This is a genomic window from Pseudoroseomonas ludipueritiae, from assembly GCF_014490445.1.
Lineage (GTDB): Bacteria > Pseudomonadota > Alphaproteobacteria > Acetobacterales > Acetobacteraceae > Pseudoroseomonas > Pseudoroseomonas ludipueritiae.
Map to the genome: position 1 here is coordinate 19051 of NZ_JACTUZ010000030.1, position 18199 is coordinate 37249.

The following is an 18199-nucleotide window of genomic DNA, read 5'->3' on the forward strand; positions in this document are numbered from 1 at the left end:
CCTGCATCGGCCGATTCGGCTTCGCCCGAAATCGAGACCAACAGCTTCAGGCCTATGCGTTCAAAGCACGCCGCGAGAGTCCCGGAGCGCCCAGGCACCTTTTGGCCACTTCCGCGCCCGGCGCAGCGCGGGCAAGGCGTGGCGTCAGATCGCCTTCTGCAGCGGGCCCTCTTCGTTTCCCTTGTGCAACCGCGCCAGGGACATCTCGATCTCACAGACCAGGCCTGTGCTGAACCAGGAGAGCGAGAGCCGCCCACCAAGCTGCCCGCGCACGATGGCCTCCAGCATCCGGAATCCGAAGCCGCGCCGCGTCGGCGGAGTCACCGGCGGGCCCTTGGTTTCCTCCCAGCGCAGGGTCAGCAGGTCTCCCGGCGCTTCCTCCGTATCTCTCAGGCGCCAGGACACGGTGGCCTGCCCGCCGGAGACGGAAAGCGCCCCGTGCTTCAGCGCATTGGTCGCCAGCTCATGCATCGCCATGGCCAGGGGCTGCGCGGCGGCGGGCGGAAGCAGCACCGCCAGCCCATCCAGCTCCGCCCGCGTGTTGAACTCCCCCCCGGCCTCAGAGACGAAGGGTGCCAGTTCCGCTTTCAGCAGGGCTTGCAGGCTGGCGCCCCGCCACTGGTTCTGGGACAGCAGGGTCTGCGCCCGCGCCAGGGCGGAGACGCGCCCCGCCACCGCCTGGACATAGGTATCCAGGTCCGTCTTCGGGGTAAGCTGAAGCGTCGCCTGCACCACCGCCAGCGCATTTTTGGCCCGGTGGTCCACCTCGCGCGCCAGGAGGCGCACCTGCATCTCGCTGGCGCGGATGGCCGCCGTGCGCTCCTGCACCCGTTCCTCCAGATGCGCATTCAGTTGCCGCAGTTCCCGGGTCCGCCGCTGCGCCACCAGGCAGAGCCAGCAGAGGGCCAGCGAGATCGCGGCGGCGAAGCCGCCATAGATCAGCAGGCGGCGGTACCAGCGGGCGAGCATCATATCCCGCGGCATGCCCACGGAGATATAGACCGGGAAGCGGCCGAGCCGCCGATAGGCCATCAGCTGGTCGACACCATCCACGGGCGATGGGCCATGCACCACCACGCGCTCCAGATTGGCATTGATCGCCCGCTCCAGCTCGCCCCCTGCGGGGATGTGGATATCGGCTCCCGCCTCGATGGCCGGCCAACGCGCCAGGACCACACCGTCACTGCGGCTCAGGGCAACCACTGAATGCGGTGCCGAGGCCGCGCTTCTCCAGTACTCCAGGAAGTTGCTCTGCTGCACGCCCACGGCGATGACGCCCAGAAAGCGGCCATCGGCGGCGGAGCGCCGCCGTGTGACAAAGAACACGGATTGCTTCTCGCCCCGGCTTTGCAGCAGGCCGACCACATGCGGCTCAGAGCCGGGATGGTCGCGGTGCCAGCGGAAGTACTCACGGTCGCTGACACCGATACCGGTAGGCGGGGTTTCGTGCGACGAATCCACCAGCACATGCCCGTCTGCCCCGAAGACCACGATGCCGACCGGCGCGACATTAACGCTCAGCGCCCGCAGATAGCTGTGGTGGCTGGCGGCATTGGCGGCCACCATCTCGTTGGTCTGGCCGCGCAGACGCTCATCGGTGGCGCCGAGCACCAGGACCTGGAATTCGAGGACCTTCTCCGCGTGGCCGTGCAGCGTGTCGAGCGTGACCAGCAGGTCGCGCTCGGCCGTCGCGAGCGCTTGCCTGTAGTCGAAATGGGCCAGGGCGCCGAACAGCAGCGCCGGGAGCAGAATGGAGGCCACAAGGAGAGCATCAAGGCTCCGGAAGGGCCGCGGCTTAGGCGCGGCGCTACGGCGGACAGCATCGTCGCCTTGCATGAAAACTCCCCGAGGCGCCCGCCTTCGCGCGATCGACATGGCCTTGCTCACTCGTGAAAATGGCCATGGACCTGAAAACGTCGAAGCGAACTGCGCGCCCTGTGGTGCATTGCCGCCACGGGTCTGGCGGCGCAATTCAAGCCCAGGCGAGCGGCGCGGCCGCACGGGGTCCTGCGCCCGCCCGCCATCACGCCACGCGCCCCTTCCAGGCAGGTCATGTGCCCGCCCGGCGGCGTGGGGTCAGGGGATAGGCCGGGGCATCCCCGCGGCCGGGCAAGCACTGGCTGGCGGCCAGCAGTTCCGCCGGCGGCAGCGCCTTGCCATAGCGGTAGCCCTGCCCTTCCGGGCAGCCGCGGGAGCGCAGGAAGGCTTCCTGCGCCTCGGTTTCCACCCCCTCCGCGATCACATCGAGCCCCAGGTTACGGGCCAGCGTCAGGATGGCTTCCACGATAGCGGCATCATGGGAGCCTTCGGCGAGGCGGGTGATGAAGCTGCGGTCGATCTTGAGCCGCGTGACCGGAACGTTCTGGAGCGTTACCAGCGAAGCAAAGCCGGTCCCGAAATCATCGAAGGCGATGCCGATGCCCTGGGCTCGCAGCGCATGCAGCGCGGCCAGCATCCCCTCGTCCCGCCGAAGGGCGATATTCTCCGTCAGCTCCAGCTCCAGCGCCTCCGGCGGCAATTGCCAGCGAGCCAGCGCCGCCATGACCACCTCGGGAAGGTCCCCGCCCTGCAACTGCTCGCCAAAGAGATTGGCGCCCATGCGCAGGCAGAGCCCCGCCCGCCGCCATTCCGCCGCCTGACGGCAGGCTTCGTCGACGATCCAGTTGCCGATGCCGCGCGCATGGCGGCTGCTCTCCAGCGCCTCCAGGAAGAAGCCGGGGGTCAGCAGGCCACGCGTGGGGTGCCGCCAGCGCAGCAGCGCCTCCGCCCCCACCAACGCCCCATCGGCTAAGCGCACCTGCGGCTGGTAGTGCAATTCGAACTCCTGCCGCGTGACAGCCTGCTCAAGCTCCTCATCCAGGTGCCGCCGTGCTTCATAGACCTCCCGGTCAGCGGGGCTGAAGATGCGGAAGAGGCCACCGCCATCCGCCTTGGCGCGGTAGAGCGCGAGGTCGGCATCGGCCAGCAGCGTCTCGGGCGTCGCCCCCTCGCCCGCCGGCGCCAGCACCAGCCCGCCACTGGCGGCCATGCGGAACAGCCGCCCGCCGAAGGTGAAGGGTGCCGCCTCCAGCGCCGCCAGCATCTCCGTGACGATGGCCTCGGCCTCCGCCACATCGCGCTCCTCCGACAGCAGCAGGGCGAACTCGTCACCGCCGAGCCGCGCCAGCATGCCTCGCCCGGCCAGGCAACCGCTCAACCGCGTGGCAACCTGCCGCAGCACCTCATCGCCGGCGGAATGGCCAAAGGCCTCGTTCACATGCTTGAAGTCGTCCAGGTCGAGCAGCAGCAGCGCCAGGGCGCCCGCCGCCCCCGCCCGCGCCACCGCCTCGTTGAAGCCGGCACGATTCGGCAGGCCGGTGAGCAGGTCGTGATAGGCCAGGTGCCGCAGTTCCTCCTGGGCGTGGACCTGCTCCGTCACCTCGCGCGCGAAGACCGTGACGCCTCCGTCCGAGGAAGGGAAGATATGCGTCTCGAAATGCCCGCCCAGCCGGCTGAAGGCGAAGGTGACCTGCATCGACACGCGCTCCCGCATGCTCTTCTGGTAGGCGGCCCAGACCGTCCCGCCCACCAGATCCGGGAACACGTCCCAGACAACCCGGCCGATGAGCTCGTAATCCTTCAGCCGCCACCGGGCGCGGGCATTGAGGAAGGTGACGCGCCAGTCGCGGTCCATGGCCAGGACGCTGTCCGTGGTGCTCTCCAGCATGTCGCTGAGGCGCCGCTCCCGCTCCGCCACCGCCTCGGCCATGGCATCGAAGGCCTGGCCCAGTTGGCCGATCTCGGAACCCTGGCCGATCCGGCCGGAGCGCGCCGTGAGATCCCCCTGGCGCCAGCGGTCCGCCACCGCCGCCAGCCGCGCCAGGGGCCGGCGGATGAAGCGGGCGGCGAACCACCAGGCCGCCAGCAGGGCCGCGGCGAGCACCGTCGCGGCAATGATCGCGGCATGAACATCACGCCGGGCGGCATCCCCATAGGCCTGCTGGTAGTCCAGGCCCATGGTCACCAGGAAGGGCGGGCCGGCGGAAGCGGCCGCCGGCACATAGCCGACGATCTGGCGCCGGCCGTTGATCCATTCGACATCGGCGACGCTGGGCTGACCCGAAGTGACGATGCCCCGCAGCCGCTCCGGCAGGCGCTGCCCCACCTGGGTGCTGCTGGGCAGGTCCACCAGCACATAGCCTTCCGGGTCGGCGACGGTGAGCGTGGCGCCAGGGGGCAGAGGCCGGCGCGCGAGATCCTGCGCCAGATGGTCGAGGTCGAGCCCGACGATCAGGACGCCGAGCAGGCCGCCATCCTCGTCATACATGGGTTGATTGAAGTTCAGGGTCCGGCTGCCCCTCAGCCTGCCGACCACATAGCCGCCAATGGCGAATCGCTGCGTCTCGATGGCCTGGCGGAAGCCGTGACGATCGGACACATCGGTCCCCGCCCTGCCACTGCTGCACCAGACGATCCCGTCGGGCCCCGCCACGCCAATGGCGGAGTAAAGCGGCACCTGCTCCCGCAGGCGCCGGAGCGCCAGGTTGCAGCGGATCTCGTCCCGTCCCTGCACCACGGGAATCAGGGACAGCGCCGTGAGCATCTGGCTGGCGCCATCGGCGATCCTGCGCTGCTCAGCAGCGGCAAGCTGGGCCATCTGGAGGGCCTGCTCCGGGATGCTGGCCTGCTGTTCCCGCCGGTCCTCAGCCGCGCGCCAGGCAACAAGCAGGGTCGGAGGCAGAAGGCTGAGAACAACAAGGAGCAGCAGGCGGACAAGAAGACTCACGGATGCGCCTTGAAACAACTTTGCCCCGGCGGCAACGGGGAGATCGCGTTGAAAAGGTCCCGCCGCACCTCCGCTCAAAAATATGTAGCTGGCGAAGCAACGGCGGGATTCATCTTACCAGAATCTCCGCTCCTCTTCCATTCGATGCCAGGCACAACCGCTTCCAACTTGAATTATGGCTGAGGCCTCTTCGCGAAAAACCAGAGGTTCAGCGTATTTTCTCGCGCTTCCCGCCTGCGCGGTGGAAGGCTGTGCGCTAGTGCGCGCGAAGCCCCGCCCGCGGGGCAAGCGTCCGGCGAGGAACGGCGGCCTGCCACTGCCGTTGCACATCCTCATTGACGGAAGCCGCAGACTGGCCGGGATGCACAACTGTTGTCGCGCCGTTCAGGCTGAAGCGATAGGGTCGCTGGTGCCTGTTCGCTTTCTCCACGCAACGAGCAATGACATGCGGGAGATAGTCGTCCGATTGGGTCGGGTAATCCTCGATCTCGTTTGACATGGCATTTCCCCCTGATGATGCCGCGAGGTGCCTGGACAGGCCCTACGGCTCTGCTTGTGTTTGCTGCGACGGCCTTGCGAGAAGTGGCGTTTTTCTCTCGCAACTCGCGCAAAAGTTGTGCAACAGAACGTGAAAATCATCCAGTGGTATGAAAGCCTTGCGGCTGATGGCAATTGTCGCAGAAGCGGGAAATGCTCGCGTCCAGCATGATTTTTCTCTATACACGTATACGTGAGCACTCCTCCGCCTCACCGGACGCGGCAGATCAGGCTTCGTCGAAATCCCATTCGGACACCGCCATGCCAGACGACCGCATCGTGAGCCGGAAACCTTGGTCCGGGCTGCTTCCTTCCGTGGCTCTTCTCTTCGGCAGCGTCTTCGCGGCGCTGCTGGTGGGGCTTGCCCCCGCTGCCGGGCAAACGCAGTTCGCGGTAATCGCCGCGCCCTGGTGGAGCCTCTCGCGGACGGCGGAACTGGTGGGTGCGGCCGAGGGCGACATCCTGGACGTCGGCGGCCTGCCGAATGTCGTCATCGCGCATTCGGATGACCCGGACTTCGTGGCCGCGCTCTACCGCAGGGGTGCCTGGCTGGTGCTCGACCCTGTCCTGCTGCGTGGCTGCCTGGGCGGCACGAGGGGCGCGGCCTGATGGTTGAGCTGGAAAAGCTGCGCGCGGGCTTCGCCCGCTTCCTGGTGCTCTTTCTTTGGGCGCATGTGCCGTTGATGGCGCTGGTGGCGCATGTCGCCGGCCGCCCGCCCCTGGCGCCCGCGCTCTTCGCCGCCGCCATGGCCGGGGTGCTGCACCTCACCTGGCTGCGGGAGGGCGCGGCACCGCCCACGCGCTATGTCTCGGCCGTGGCGCTGATGGCGCAGCCCGCGCTGCTGCTCTACCTGCTGGCGGGCCACCCCTGGCAGATGGACATGCACATGTACTTCTTCGCCGGGCTCGCGCTGCTGATCGGCTGGTGCGACTGGCGCGTGGTGGTGGTGGCCGCCGTCGCGGTGGCAGTGCACCACCTCACCTTCAACCTGCTGCTGCCTTCCGCCCTCTTTCCCGGCGATGCGGGGCTCGGGCGGGTCTATCTGCATGCCGGCATCGTCGTGTTGCAGACCGCCGTGCTGGTGTGGCTGAGCAACACCCTGGTCTCCAGCTTCAGCCGCATCGGCGCGATGCGGGACGAGATCCTGCGCAGCAACGAGATGCTGGAACGCCGGGTGGAGGAGCGGACGCAGGAGGCACGCGCCGCCAGCGTGGCCAAGAGCCTCTTCCTGGCCAACATGAGCCACGAGATCCGCACGCCGATGAATGCCATCCTCGGCTTCAGCCACCTGGCGCTGCGGACGGACCTGACGCCGAAGCAGCGGGACTACCTGGTGAAGATCAAGTCGGCCAGCAGCGCGCTGCTGGGGCTGATCAACGACATCCTCGACTTCTCCAAGATCGAGGCCGGGAAGCTGTCGCTGGAGCGCGCGCCCTTCGGCCTCCGCGCCTCGCTGGACAGCGTATCCAGCATCGCGGCGGTGCGGGCGCAGGAGAAGGGCGTTGGGCTACGCTTCGACATCGCCCCCGACTTGCCCGCCGTGCTGGTGGGGGATTCGCTGCGCTTCAACCAGGTGCTGCTGAACCTCGTCAGCAACGGCATCAAGTTCACCGAGCGGGGAGAGGTGGTGGTGACGCTGCGGGTGCTCGAACGCCGCGGCACCGATATCGCCATCGAGACCTCCGTGCGCGACACCGGCATCGGCATGAGCGCGGAGCAGCAGGCCAGGCTCTTCCAGTCCTTCTCGCAGGCGGACAGTTCCACCACGCGCAAGTTCGGCGGCACCGGCCTGGGGCTGGCGATCAGCCGGCAACTGGTGGAACTGATGGGCGGCAGCATCGAGGTGGCCAGCCAGCCCGGCAGGGGCAGCACCTTCCGCTTCACCATCCGCATGGCGGCCGGGGAACAGGATGCCCCGCGCGCCTCCCTGCCGCCGGAGGACCTGCAGCGCCTGCGCGTCCTGATCGTGGATGACGACGCGGGCTCGCAGGAAATCCTGCGGGAGATCTTCGCCACCTGGTCCATCCACGCCGATTGCGCTTCCTCGGCCGAGCAGGCCTTCCGGATGCTGGAGCAGGCGGCGGCCCGGGGCGGCACCTATGACCTGGTGCTGATGGACTGGAAGATGCCGGGCACCGACGGCATGGAGGCCGCGCGGCAGATCCAGCGCAGCGCCGGGATGGGGCCCGTGCCCACCGTGATGATGGTCAGCGCCTATGGCCGCGAGGAGGCGATGCTGGAGGCCGAGGCCGCCGGCACCTCCGCCTTCCTGGTGAAGCCGGTCGAGGCCGGGATGCTGCTGGACACGATCAGCAATATCTTCATCGATGGCCGCCTGCCGGCCGCACAGGCCAGCCCTGCCCCGGAGCCGGCCCCGGTGGCCCTGCCCCGCGTGGCGCCGGAATTCCTCGGTGCGCGGGTGCTGCTGGCCGAGGACAACGAGATCAACCGCGAGGTGGCGGTCGAGATCCTGACCGATGCCGGCCTGGTGGTGGAGATTGCCCGCAACGGTCGCGCCGCCTGCGAGAAACTGCTGTCGGAAGGGGCGCAGTTCGACGCCGTGCTGATGGACGTGCAGATGCCGGAGATGGATGGCATCGAGGCCACGGCCCGCATCCGCCGCCACTTCCCGGCCGAGCGCCTGCCCATCATCGCCATGACCGCCCATGCCTATGAGCAGGAGCGGCAGCGCTGCTTCACCGCCGGAATGAACGACCATGTCACCAAGCCGGTGGACCCCGCCTGGCTGGTGGCGACGCTGAACCGCTGGCTGAAGCCACGCAGCAGCCCGGAGGCCGCGCCGCCGCCGGCCCCTGCCCCCTCCCCGGCCGGGGACCTGCCGGCGAGCCTGCCGCCCTTCGACCTTGACCGCGCCCTGGTCTGGGTGAATGGCAAGCGCGCCCTGCTCCGCAAGCTCATCATCGACTTCGGGCAGAACTTCGTGGATGTGGCCGGTACGCTGCGCCGGCAGGCTGACGAGGGCGCCCTGGATGACGCGCGCCGCACCGCGCATACGCTGAAGGGTGTCGCCGCTTCCCTGGAGGCTGGCGAGGTGGCCCAGGCCGCGCAGCGGCTGGAGGATGCCCTGGCCCGCCGCGACACCAGCGACTTGCCGGCGCTGCTGGCGCGGCTGGAGGCGGCGCTGCAGCCTGCCCTCGCCGCATCCCGCTCCCTGGTGGCGGCGGCGCGCTCAACGGCAGCCGTGCCTCCGGCAGCCGCGCGCCTCGATTATTCCGCCCTGCGCCCTGCCCTGGCCGAATTGCGGGAGCAGCTCCAACGCCGCAGCCTCCGTGCCCGCAAGACGCTGGAAGGCATGGAGGCCGCCCTGGGCGACACGCCGGAAGCAGCGGGCCTGCGTCCGGTGGCGGCCGCCATGGCGGCACTCGATTTCGCTGGGGCGGTGGCCCTGCTGGATGAACTCACCGGCCAGGCCGATACGCTTGAAGGGGTGGCAGAATGAGCAAGCGGGCGGTGATCCTGGTCGTGGACGACGAGGTCTCGAACATCGAGCTTCTGAGCGCGGCGCTGGAAGACGATCACGAGATCTGCTTCGCCACATCGGGCGAGGAAGCGCTGGAGCTGGCCCGCTCCGTGCTGCCGGACCTCATCCTGCTGGATGTGCTTATGCCCGGCATGGACGGCTATGCCGTCTGCCAGCAGATCAAGGCGGACGCCTTGCTGGCCGATGTGCCGGTCATCTTCACCACCGCGCTGGGGGAGCAGGAGGCGGAGGTGAAGGGCCTGGAACTGGGCGCGGTGGATTACGTGGCTAAGCCCATCTCGCCGGTGATCGTCCGCGCCCGCGTCCGCAACCATATCGAGATGAAGCGGATGCGCGACCAGCTGGCGGAACTGGCGGTGACCGATGCCCTGACCGGCCTCGGCAACCGCCGGCGGCTGGAGCAGGCGCTGCAGCAGGAAGCCGGCCGCCTGGCGCGCAGCACGGCCGACCTTTCAATCATCATGCTCGATATCGACTTCTTCAAGCAGTTCAACGACACCTACGGCCATATCGCCGGCGACCGCTGCATCATCATGGTGGCAGCCACCCTCAACCGCGCGGTGCGCCGGGCCGCGGACCTCGCCGCGCGCTATGGCGGCGAGGAATTCGCCTGCGTGCTGCCGAATACGAGCCACGAGGAGGCAATGGCCATCGCGCATAACATCCGGGACCGCGTGCTGGCGCTGAGCATTCCGCATGAAGGCTCGACGGCCGCGCCCTATGTCACGGTCAGCGTCGGTGTCGCCACGGCCACCTGCGCCCCGGGCATCGACCCGGTCAGCTGGATCAAGGCCGCCGATGACCAGCTCTATCAGGCCAAGGCCCGCGGCCGGAACAACGTGGAAGGCCGCGTCTTCCTTGAAGCCGAGATGAGGAACACCTGGTCGGAGGCCGCCTGAACCCTCCGGCCCACCCTGCACGGGCGGGCCGGACGGAACAACGCCTCAGTCCCGCTGCGAAAGTTCCGAGGCGCGCTGCGCGAGTTCCGCCATCTGCTCCTGAAGGCGGCCCTGGATGGAGGGCCGCTGGCCGGCGGAACCATGCTGCCATGTCACCACCGCCAGCACCGGGCTGCCATGGGCACCGCGCAGGCTGTTCATCGCCTGCCGCAGCCGCGTGCGCAGCCCGTCGCCGGCCGGTGCGCCGCCCAGCCAGGCAGCGGTGGCAATGGTGCGCGTGGCCTCGCCGTCCCGCCGGACCTGCCAGCGGGCATCGCCGGCGCTGACGGAGAAGATGGCATCCTCGTCATTGCTGCCGGTCAGGCGGTAGCGCTCCGCCGTGACGCCGCCCCAGGTGGTGCGGGGTGAGAAGACCAGCAGCCGGGCTTCCACCAGATCCTCGCCACAGCGCAGGGCGGTGCCTTCCGGCTGGCAGCCGCCAGCGGACAGGGGCACCTGGATGCTGTGCGGCGCGGCACCGGCCTGGTCGATGGTCACGGCCACCGCGGGCCCCGCCAGGGCAGCGGCGCAGCACAGGGCGGCGGAAGCCAGCAGGGCGGCGCGGCGAGCCGGGCGGTGCAGGACCGCCGGGGCGCTGGGCGGGCTGGCCGTATCCTCCCGGAAAGGCAGCCCGGCCAGCACCAGCAGCAGGATGACAGCCGAGAAGAAGATCCAGCCATAGACCAGATGGTCCGTGGCGGCGGCCTCGGCGCTGCCCAGGTAATGGCCCAGCAGCACGATCCCCAGTGCCCGGAAGCCATTGGCCACGACTGGCACCAGCAGCGCCAGCATCATCACCGCCAGGCGCCGCCAGGGGCTGCGGAACATCACGAAGGCATAGAGCGCGCCGAAGGCCAGCGCCGCGATGATGAAGCGCAGCCCCGCACAGGCCTCGGCCACCAGGAAGGTGCCCGCCGGGATCTCGATGATGAAGGCATCGTGGTAATGCGGGATGCCCAGCAGTTGCAGCCCAGAGACAATGAACCAGGCGGTGACATGCTGCAGCAGCGGCACCAGGAAGGCGCCGAAGGGCACCAGGAAGAAGAGGTAGAGCAGCGGCGCCGCCATGGCCTTGCCAATGCGCCAGCCCAGCACGGCAATGATGAAGCATTCCACGATCACCATCGCGGTCAGCTGCCGGCCTTCCATGATGCCCAGGCGCTCCGCCATCAGCCAGCCGATGCCGGCCAGCAAGGCGGCCAGCGCGGCCAACGGCATGGGCTGCGGCTGCAGGCCCGCCAGCCGGTGGCGGCGCTGCCAGGCCAGCCAGCCCGCTACCGGCAGCACCAGCCAGCAATGGTTATAGGCGGTGGAATTGTCCCAGGTGGTGACGGCCGCCAGGGCTTCTTCCGCGAAGGTCCAGCCCAGGGCCAGCAGGCCGAGGCCCAGCACGGCCAGGGCCACCGGCCATGTGGTGTCGCGCGCGGCCGGAACGGCGGCGGGATGGGCCAGGCTCATGCGGGGACCTGCATGGCCCGGGGCGTGGCGGCGGTGCTGGGCCGGGGGCCATCGAAAGCCTCATCCAGCTTGCGCAGCGTGGCCGCCCAGTCATGGCCCTCGCGCACGGCGCGGCGGGCATTCTCGCCCAGGTCCGGATGCTGGCCGGCCAGAACCTCCTGTACCAGCCGCACCGTCTCGGCAATGCCATCGCCTACCAGGATATCGCGGCCTGGCGTGGCATGGATGCCTTCGAAGGCGGCAGCCGAGGCCACCACCGGGCGCCCTAGCGCCATGGCTTCCAGCACCTTGTTCTGGATGCCCCGCGCGATGCGCAGCGGCGCCACCGCCAGTTTGGCATGGGCCAGGTAAGGCCGAACATCCGGCACCGGGCCGGTGACATGCACGCCCGGCAGCGATGCCAGCGCCCGCACCGCCGGTGCCGGATTGGCGCCCACGATGAAAAATTCCGGCGCCGGCCCGGCACCTTGGCGCAGCAGCGGCATCACCTCTCGCGCGAACCAGGAGACCGCCTCGACATTCGGGCGGTAATCCATGGTGCCGGTGAAGGCGATAACCGGAGCATCGCCCTGGTAAGGCGTGGGATAGCCACCGGCGGCGTCGAAACGGGACATGTCCACGCCGTTCTCGACCCAGTCCATGCGCGGCGCGACTTCAGGCGCCAGCTCGATGAAACGCTCGCATTCCTGGCGGGAAACCAGCAGCGTGCGGTCGAAAGCCACCGCCGCCTGCCGCTCGAAGCGCAGCAGCGTGCGGGCCTCGCGCGCCCAGACCTGCTGCATCGGCGGCTTGGCATCGGCGGCATAGGCGCGCCACTTCTCGGAATCCACATCCACCAGGTCCAGCACCCGCCGGATACCGGGGCGGCGCGCGGCCGGGCCCATCACATAGGGCGCCATGGCGCCGGAATAGACCAGGATGCCCTCATACCGCCCGGCGGCGAGGCCCTGGTCCACCCATTCCCGCAGCCCGGCATGATGAAACCACCCGAGGCTCAGCGGCGCGCCGGGGCGGCAGCGCAGCAGCGCGCGGGCGGCGGCCTGCCAGCGGTTGCCGGTGGGCATGCAGCGCACCTCGGCACAGCGAGATTCCAGCACCGGCAGGTGGCGCAGGTCGGCCGGGTCATCCACCAGGCAACCTAGGTCCACGTCCCAGCTCTCGGCCAGGTGGTCGAGCATGTGCCAGGCGCGGATCTTGTCGCCCTTCTCCGGCGGATAGGGAATACGGTGGCTCAGGAACAGCAGGCGGCGCATGGCGTCCCTTCTCCCTCAGCCCAGGCCGCGGACGATGGGCGGGCCGAGGATATTGGCCACCGGCAGCGGCAGGCGCTTCCAGGCGGCGATCATCATCTTGTATTTCGGGTTGGACGGATTGTGTTCGGAAAGCGTGGCGCCGGGGCGAAGGCGGTAGCTGTAGTGCAGCGGCGCCGCCTCGAAGCCCCAGTTCTTCTTGAAATCGAAGGCCCCTGTACCGGACTTGCTGCGGCCGAAGTCATAGAGGCGGGAGCCACGCTCCGCCCCCGCGCGCCGCATCACTTCCCAATACATGAAGTCGTTGCCAGCGACCTTGCGCGCCAGGCTGGTGCCGCCGCCGTAATAGGGCAGCACTTCTTCCTTGTAGTAGAAGTTCAGCACGGAGGCGACGGGCGTATCCCCCTGCATCACCGTGACAACGTCATGTTCCTGCGGGAAGGCAGCGGCCAGCCGGTCGAAATACCTGCGCGGAAAAACCGGGGTGCCGAGGTTATGGACGCTTTCGGCATAAACCCGGTGCAGCATGCCGGTGTCGCTGTTGCTGACCGACTGCAGCCCGTTTTGGATGCCCTTGCGCACCATGGCCCGCTGCTTGCGCGGGATGGCCTTCATGTCCTTCTCGGCATCGCCAGTAATGGCCTTGCGGAAGGTGTAATGCAGCGGCGGCCGCACATCCCAGTCCCGGTAAGGCGCATGCAACTGGCGGAATTCCAGATGCGCCGCGCCGGTCTGGCGCAGCAGGTCCATGGCATGGTTTTCCAGCGCCGCCTCGGCCTCCGGCGTGGCAGCGAGAGGGCCGCCATAGACGCAGAAGGGCGTGGAAATCAGCGCATCGCCGAACAGGCGGGTGCGCATCCGCGCCAGCGGCAGAACGCCGACAATGGCGCCGTCCTGCTCCGCCAGGGTGTAGTGGGTGCTGTGGCCAAAGGAATCGGCGATGACGTGGCGCCAGGCCGAGAGATGGAAGAAGGTGGAATCCGGCCTTTCGCGCACAAAGGCATCCCAGGCGGCTTCCTGGCCGGTTTCCAGCGGACGCAGACGCAGGCTCATGCCGCGATCCTTTCGGCCGGCTGAGCCCCGCCAATGGCGGCGGCGAAGACCTCGTCCATGCGGCCCCAGGCGAAGTCCCGCAACAATTGGTCCAGGCGGCCGGACATGCTGTCCAGCCCGGTGTAATGCCGGAAGCGCGACAGGCGCCCGGCATGGTTCATGCGCGGCTGTCCGGGGTCGACTTCCCAGGGATGGAAGTAAAAGATCCCAGGCTGCTTCTCGTGATTGTTCACGCGGCGCAGCGCGGTGCGGAAGACCGGGTAAGGGATCAGCCGGAACCAGCCGCCGCCGGAGCAGGGGAAATTGCGGCCCATGGCGCGCAGGGTTGTCATCGGCAGCTCCACCACGCCATCGGGGCGTGGGCGATGCGGCCCGCGCGGTGCGTCGGGCGCGCCATAAAGATCATGGCGAATGGGGAAGACGGAGGAGCTGTAACGATAACCCTCCTCCGCCAGCGCCGAATGAGCCCAGGGGGTGATGCGGGCGCCGATCGAGAAGGTCGGTGCGCGGTAGCCAAGGACGGGCACGCCGCCCGCATCCTCCAGCACCTGCTTGGCGCGGCGGATATCGGCGCGGAACGCGGCCTCGCCGATCACATTCACCTGCTCATGCCCATAACCGTGGCTGGCCAGTTCATGGCCGGCTTCCACGATGCGGCGCACCAGCGCGGGGTGCCGCTCCGCCACCCAGCCCAGCGTGAAGAAGGTGGCATGGACGCCGGCCGCGCCGAATTGCTCCAGCACACGCTCGGTATTGGCGACGACGCGGGATTCCAGACTGTCCCAGCTACTACGCTGGACGATGCCGGCGAAGGCCTGGACCTGGAACCAATCCTCCACGTCCACGCTCATGGCATTGCGGATGCGGGCGTTCATTGCCGCCACCGCGTGCCATCGGCGAAGAGGTCGGACATGCGGTTGAAGACGCGTTCCCGCCGTGCCGTCAGCCGCTCCAGCGCCTCGACACGATGCACCAGTTCCTCCAGCACATCCGGATGCACGTGGGACGCCACCTGGCGCTCATCCGGCAGGCCGCCGAGATCTTCCTCCAGTTCCAGCGCCGTGGCTTCCACCATGGGCGCCGTCAGCAGCTCAGCCCCTTCCAGCGCGCCGCCCAGCAGCACGCGGGAACACAGCCGGTTGATGCGGCGGGGAATGCCGCCGCTATGGGTATGCACCATGTCCAGCGCATCCGGCTCCCAGGCCGGGTTGCCCTGCCAGCCGACGGCGCGCATGCGGTGCTCGACATAGGCATGGGTTTCTTCGCGCGAGAGCCCGCCGAGGTGGTAGGAGGCCAGCACACGCTGGCGCAGCTGCGTCAGGTCCGGGCTGGCCATGATGCGCCGCAGCTCCGGCTGGCCGAGCAGGATGGTCTGCAACGGCGCCTTGCCGGATTCCGTGACGTTCGAGATCATGCGCAGTTCTTCCAGCGCCGGCAGCGGCAGGCCCTGGGCTTCGTCCACGATCAGCAGGTGGCGGCGGTCGGCATTCCGCAGGGCGCTGGCGATACCCAGCAGCAATGCGGCCTTGCTGCCTTCCGGCGAGACGCCGAAAGCATCGGCGATCAGCCGCAGCACGTCGTCGCCCGATACCTGCGTCGTGGCGATGCGGGCAATGACGAAGCCGCCTGGGTCCAGCTCGCTGCACAGGCGTTCCACCAGCGTGGTCTTGCCCGCGCCGACTTCGCCGGTCACGACGACAAAGCCTTCACGCTGGGCCAGGCCATAGGTGAGATGCGCATAGGCGCGGCGATGCACACTGCTGGGGAAGAACAGGCGCGCATCCGGCGTCATCTGGAAGGGCGGCTCGCGGAAGCCGTAATGGTCGATCTGCATCTGCATACCCTCAGAAGGTCTGCCGAAGGCCGGCGATGATGACGTTCTGCACGGCGCGGCCGTCCGTGAAGTCGTCGCCGCGGTTGGTCAGGATGTATCGCAGCGTAGCAGCCAGGCCTGGCCGCAGCTGGGTCACCAGCGCGACACTGGCGGTGTAGACATCGCCGCTGCCACGGCCGGGTGTCTTGAAGGTACCATATTGAATGTAGCTGATGGCAGAAGTGTAAGGCGTCAGCTCATGCCCCCAGGTCAGGCTGCCGGAGGTGCCGCTCTGTCGCGTCGCCACGGTGCCGATCTCGGTTGAGACAGGGCGCTGCCGCTCATGCAGCACGGACAGGGTGAAGGTATCGCGGCCCCATTCCTGACTGATGGACGCCGAAGCGGTGCGCAGACGCGTCAGGCTGCTCTGCACGCCAAGGAAGGAATTGGAGAAGGGCTGCAGCACCGGCGCGCCCGTTGCCGTATCCACCGGGTTGCCGAGTTCATCCAGCGTAGTGGTGGTCAGCAGGTCGGCGGCACGCTGGGCGCCGGTGGTCAACTGCTCGGCGTAGTTGGCGAAAAAGCGGGTGCGGCCACCCAGCGTAATGGCGGCATCCACCCGCGCGGAATCGAAGCCGTCCCGGTGGCCATAGCGGGCGGTGACGAAGCTTTCCTCAGAGAAGGTCAGCTTGGCGCCAGCGGACCAGATGGTGTCCGAAACCCGGAAGGGGGGGACGCCGGAATAGCGCAACCACTCATAGCCGACCTCGCCCAGCACCGAGAAAAAGCGGGTGATGGCGTAGCGGGATTCAACGCTGACGTTGCGGCGATAGGCATTGTCCAGCACGCCCGTGCCGTCGTATTCCGTGGCCACGGCGCGGCCTTCCAGCGCCAGGCGGCCGAAATCCTCGCCACTGCGCGCGGTGGCGTAGAATTCGTGGGCGGTGAATTCCTGGTCGCTGAAGTAACGCTGACCAGTCGGCGACACCGCGAAGTCAGCGCCTTCCTGCAGATTCTGCGAGACATGCTGCAGCGCATAGCCAGCCTGCACCGTGGCAAGGCCACCGAAGCGCTGCACCACATAGGGCGAGATCTGGAAGCTGCTGGTCTGGATATCGCTCTCGCGGCGGTTCACCGTATCGCCGGCGGGGGCGTAGCCGCCATTCGCGGCCTGCACGCCGGCGCTGCCACGCACATCCAGGTAGAAGAGGTTCGGCACCACCGTGAAGAGCATCTGGCCATTCAGGAAATGGTCGATGCCAGTCTGGCTGCCTTCCACCGCATGCAATTGCAGCTCAGGCTGGTAGTTGAACACACCCTGAAGCCGCGCCGTATCCACCGTGACCAGCAGGCCAGGCTGCAGGCGGGTAATAAAATCCGCCCGGCGGTCGCGATGCGTGGCGTAGAGGTTGTCGGTCGCCTCCAGCTCCAGCCCCAGGCTGGGCGTCACGGTCCAACCGCGCGCGGTGGCATTGGGCGTGGCCGCCAAGGCATTGTAGGGGAAGCCCAGCGTGCCCAGGCGCACCGGGCCAGCCTCGGCCCAGGGGGTGGCTGAACCACCTTCGGAGACGCCGGCGGCCTCGCCGCTGCCAGTATCCTCGCCCAGCGGCGTGCCCTCGGTGGGGAAACCAGTGACCGCCGTGGTTCCGGGCAATGGCGGCACCTGCGCCGCGGCAGGCATGGCACCCAGCGCCGCCAGCGAAAGAACCGCCAGCGCGCCGATTCCGCCCCCGATCCGGCCAACCTCACTTCGCATGGCGCATTCCGTAATCGCCGTAGGCACCAAAGCTGTCGCTCGCCGTCATTGAAACCCGGTTCAGCAGCAGTTGCAGCAGCGGGCAGGCTTCCATCATGTCGAGCGCCGCCTCGACCTCGCTGCGCTGGGTGCGGCCGGCATCCACCACCATCACCACCTGCCCCGCCATGGCCGAAAGGGCATTGGCATCGGACGTGGAAAGGCTTGGCGGCGTATCCAGCACCAGCACATGGTCCGGCAGGCTGCGCGCCAGCCGGGTGATGGCCTCGGCCAGCTGCGTGCCGGAGGGCACATGCGCCGCATCGGCCACCGCGCGGCCATAGGGCAGCACGAGGAGGTTGCGGATCTCCGTCGTCTGCAGCAGGGGCAGCCCGCGCTCCTGTGGCGAGGCGGCGAGCTGGCGCAGGCCCGCGGCCTCGCCCAGGCCCAGCGCATCGCTGATGGAGCCGCGCTTGCCGTCCACATCCACCAGCACGACCTTGCGCGTGCCGCTATTGGCCATGGAGGCCGCCAGATTAAGGGCGATGAAGGTCTTGCCCTCCCCCGGCCTCGCGCTGGTGACCAGCACGACGCGGTTGCGGCCGCCCGTATCCTCCATGCCACGCAGCACCTGCTGCTGCGCCAGGGCCAGTTCTTCCACTACGCGACTGCGCTGCGAACCGGAAGGCACGGCCGTCAGCCCGGCGGAGACCATGGTGCTGATGGCAATGGCCGGCTTGGCCGGCGGCACCGGGGCCTCGGGCCGGCGGTTGCCGGGGGCCTCGGCATCGGCACCGGGCAGCCGGGCCACCGGGGCCTCGGGCAGGCGCAGCGCCTGCCCTTCCAGCAGCTTCGCGGGTGGATCCTCCGGTGCCGGGCCGGGTTGGCGGGCAGTAAAGGCGTTGGGATCGGAGAACGCCTCGGCGGCGCGCTCGACGAGGTGGGCCCGGCCTCGGGATGGCATGCTCATGCCAGCAACCTCACAATGGTGCCGGGAAGCCCGGCAAGGACTGCGCCAAAGACAGCGAACAATGCCACCACGCCGAAGCCGAAGCCAAGCGCGGCGCCAGAGCGGCGCGGCTGGGCAGTGGAGGAAACGCCGCCAAGCACCGGCAGGCCGAGCCGGCGCAGGTCGTTGACGGTGTGG

At 68.6% G+C, this 18199-nt stretch carries 13 protein-coding genes and 1 pseudogene; 3 read left to right on the forward strand and 11 right to left on the reverse strand.

What is annotated here, in order from left to right:
• Positions 1–144 precede the first annotated feature (144 nt).
• The 3 genes from IBL25_RS27545 to IBL25_RS09550 form a co-directional block, all read right to left on the reverse strand.
• The gene (locus IBL25_RS27545) at positions 145–1761 is read right to left on the reverse strand and encodes an HWE histidine kinase domain-containing protein (RefSeq protein WP_187778319.1); all 1617 of its coding nucleotides are present in this window, start codon (positions 1759–1761) and stop codon (positions 145–147) included.
• A 289-nt stretch (positions 1762–2050) separates the two neighbouring features.
• Complete coding sequence (locus tag IBL25_RS09545; protein ID WP_187778320.1) at positions 2051–4765, reverse strand: bifunctional diguanylate cyclase/phosphodiesterase; 2715 nt, start codon at positions 4763–4765, stop codon at positions 2051–2053.
• Between the two features lie 256 nt (positions 4766–5021).
• The gene (locus IBL25_RS09550) at positions 5022–5264 is read right to left on the reverse strand and encodes a hypothetical protein (RefSeq protein WP_187778321.1); all 243 of its coding nucleotides are present in this window, start codon (positions 5262–5264) and stop codon (positions 5022–5024) included.
• Between the two features lie 353 nt (positions 5265–5617).
• Between IBL25_RS09550 and IBL25_RS09555 the strand changes: the two genes are divergently transcribed.
• Genes IBL25_RS09555 through IBL25_RS09565 form a run of 3 tightly spaced genes read left to right on the forward strand, consistent with a single transcriptional unit; the run spans position 5618 to position 9704 of the window.
• On the forward strand, positions 5618–5911 hold the full coding sequence (locus tag IBL25_RS09555; RefSeq protein WP_187778322.1) for a hypothetical protein: 294 nt from the start codon (positions 5618–5620) through the stop codon (positions 5909–5911).
• Positions 5911–8763, forward strand: a complete 2853-nt coding sequence (locus tag IBL25_RS09560; protein ID WP_187778323.1) for a response regulator — start codon at positions 5911–5913, stop codon at positions 8761–8763. Before IBL25_RS09555 ends, IBL25_RS09560 begins: the two co-directional genes overlap by 1 nt.
• Positions 8760–9704: a diguanylate cyclase gene (locus tag IBL25_RS09565; RefSeq protein WP_187778324.1), complete on the forward strand. Its 945-nt coding sequence runs from the start codon at positions 8760–8762 to the stop codon at positions 9702–9704. The genes IBL25_RS09560 and IBL25_RS09565 overlap by 4 nt, the downstream gene beginning before the upstream one ends.
• 45 nt (positions 9705–9749) lie before the next feature.
• Here the strand turns inward: IBL25_RS09565 and xrtA are convergent, their stop codons facing one another.
• From xrtA to IBL25_RS09605, 8 genes and pseudogenes are all read right to left on the reverse strand, one after another.
• Positions 9750–11201 carry an exosortase A gene (gene xrtA, locus IBL25_RS09570; RefSeq protein WP_187778325.1) on the reverse strand — a complete coding sequence of 484 codons (1452 nt, stop codon included), beginning with the start codon at positions 11199–11201 and terminating at the stop codon, positions 9750–9752.
• A complete protein-coding gene (locus IBL25_RS09575; protein WP_187778326.1) occupies positions 11198–12454 on the reverse strand; it encodes a TIGR03087 family PEP-CTERM/XrtA system glycosyltransferase in 1257 nt (418 codons plus the stop codon). Before IBL25_RS09575 ends, xrtA begins: the two co-directional genes overlap by 4 nt.
• A 15-nt stretch (positions 12455–12469) precedes the next feature.
• Positions 12470–13504: a FemAB family XrtA/PEP-CTERM system-associated protein gene (locus tag IBL25_RS09580; RefSeq protein WP_187778327.1), complete on the reverse strand. Its 1035-nt coding sequence runs from the start codon at positions 13502–13504 to the stop codon at positions 12470–12472.
• Positions 13501–14379: an XrtA system polysaccharide deacetylase gene (locus tag IBL25_RS09585; protein WP_187778328.1), complete on the reverse strand. Its 879-nt coding sequence runs from the start codon at positions 14377–14379 to the stop codon at positions 13501–13503. Before IBL25_RS09585 ends, IBL25_RS09580 begins: the two co-directional genes overlap by 4 nt.
• Positions 14376–15338, reverse strand: coding sequence for an AAA family ATPase (locus tag IBL25_RS09590; protein WP_187778329.1), 963 nt, complete (start codon positions 15336–15338; stop codon positions 14376–14378). Before IBL25_RS09590 ends, IBL25_RS09585 begins: the two co-directional genes overlap by 4 nt.
• 10 nt (positions 15339–15348) lie before the next feature.
• Positions 15349–17073, reverse strand: coding sequence for a TIGR03016 family PEP-CTERM system-associated outer membrane protein (locus IBL25_RS09595; protein WP_187778330.1), 1725 nt, complete (start codon positions 17071–17073; stop codon positions 15349–15351).
• Positions 17063–18022, reverse strand: a complete 960-nt coding sequence (locus IBL25_RS09600) for a CpsD/CapB family tyrosine-protein kinase (RefSeq protein ID WP_187778331.1) — start codon at positions 18020–18022, stop codon at positions 17063–17065. The genes IBL25_RS09595 and IBL25_RS09600 overlap by 11 nt, the downstream gene beginning before the upstream one ends.
• Positions 18019–18199, reverse strand: a pseudogene (locus IBL25_RS09605) (XrtA system polysaccharide chain length determinant); the annotation flags it as partial. The gene IBL25_RS09600 and the pseudogene IBL25_RS09605, both read right to left, overlap by 4 nt.

Bases quoted from the DNA above. Each gene is read 5' to 3' on its own strand.
- IBL25_RS09550 (WP_187778321.1), bottom strand. From the start codon at position 5,264: ATGTCAAACGAGATCGAGGATTACCCGACCCAATCGGACGACTATCTC.
- IBL25_RS09560 (WP_187778323.1), top strand. From the start codon at position 5,911: ATGGTTGAGCTGGAAAAGCTGCGCGCGGGCTTCGCCCGCTTCCTGGTG.
- IBL25_RS09565 (WP_187778324.1), top strand. From the start codon at position 8,760: ATGAGCAAGCGGGCGGTGATCCTGGTCGTGGACGACGAGGTCTCGAAC.
- xrtA (WP_187778325.1), bottom strand. From the start codon at position 11,201: ATGAGCCTGGCCCATCCCGCCGCCGTTCCGGCCGCGCGCGACACCACA.
- IBL25_RS09575 (WP_187778326.1), bottom strand. From the start codon at position 12,454: ATGCGCCGCCTGCTGTTCCTGAGCCACCGTATTCCCTATCCGCCGGAG.
- IBL25_RS09580 (WP_187778327.1), bottom strand. From the start codon at position 13,504: ATGAGCCTGCGTCTGCGTCCGCTGGAAACCGGCCAGGAAGCCGCCTGG.
- IBL25_RS09585 (WP_187778328.1), bottom strand. From the start codon at position 14,379: ATGAACGCCCGCATCCGCAATGCCATGAGCGTGGACGTGGAGGATTGG.
- IBL25_RS09590 (WP_187778329.1), bottom strand. From the start codon at position 15,338: ATGCAGATCGACCATTACGGCTTCCGCGAGCCGCCCTTCCAGATGACG.
- IBL25_RS09595 (WP_187778330.1), bottom strand. From the start codon at position 17,073: ATGCGAAGTGAGGTTGGCCGGATCGGGGGCGGAATCGGCGCGCTGGCG.
- IBL25_RS09600 (WP_187778331.1), bottom strand. From the start codon at position 18,022: ATGAGCATGCCATCCCGAGGCCGGGCCCACCTCGTCGAGCGCGCCGCC.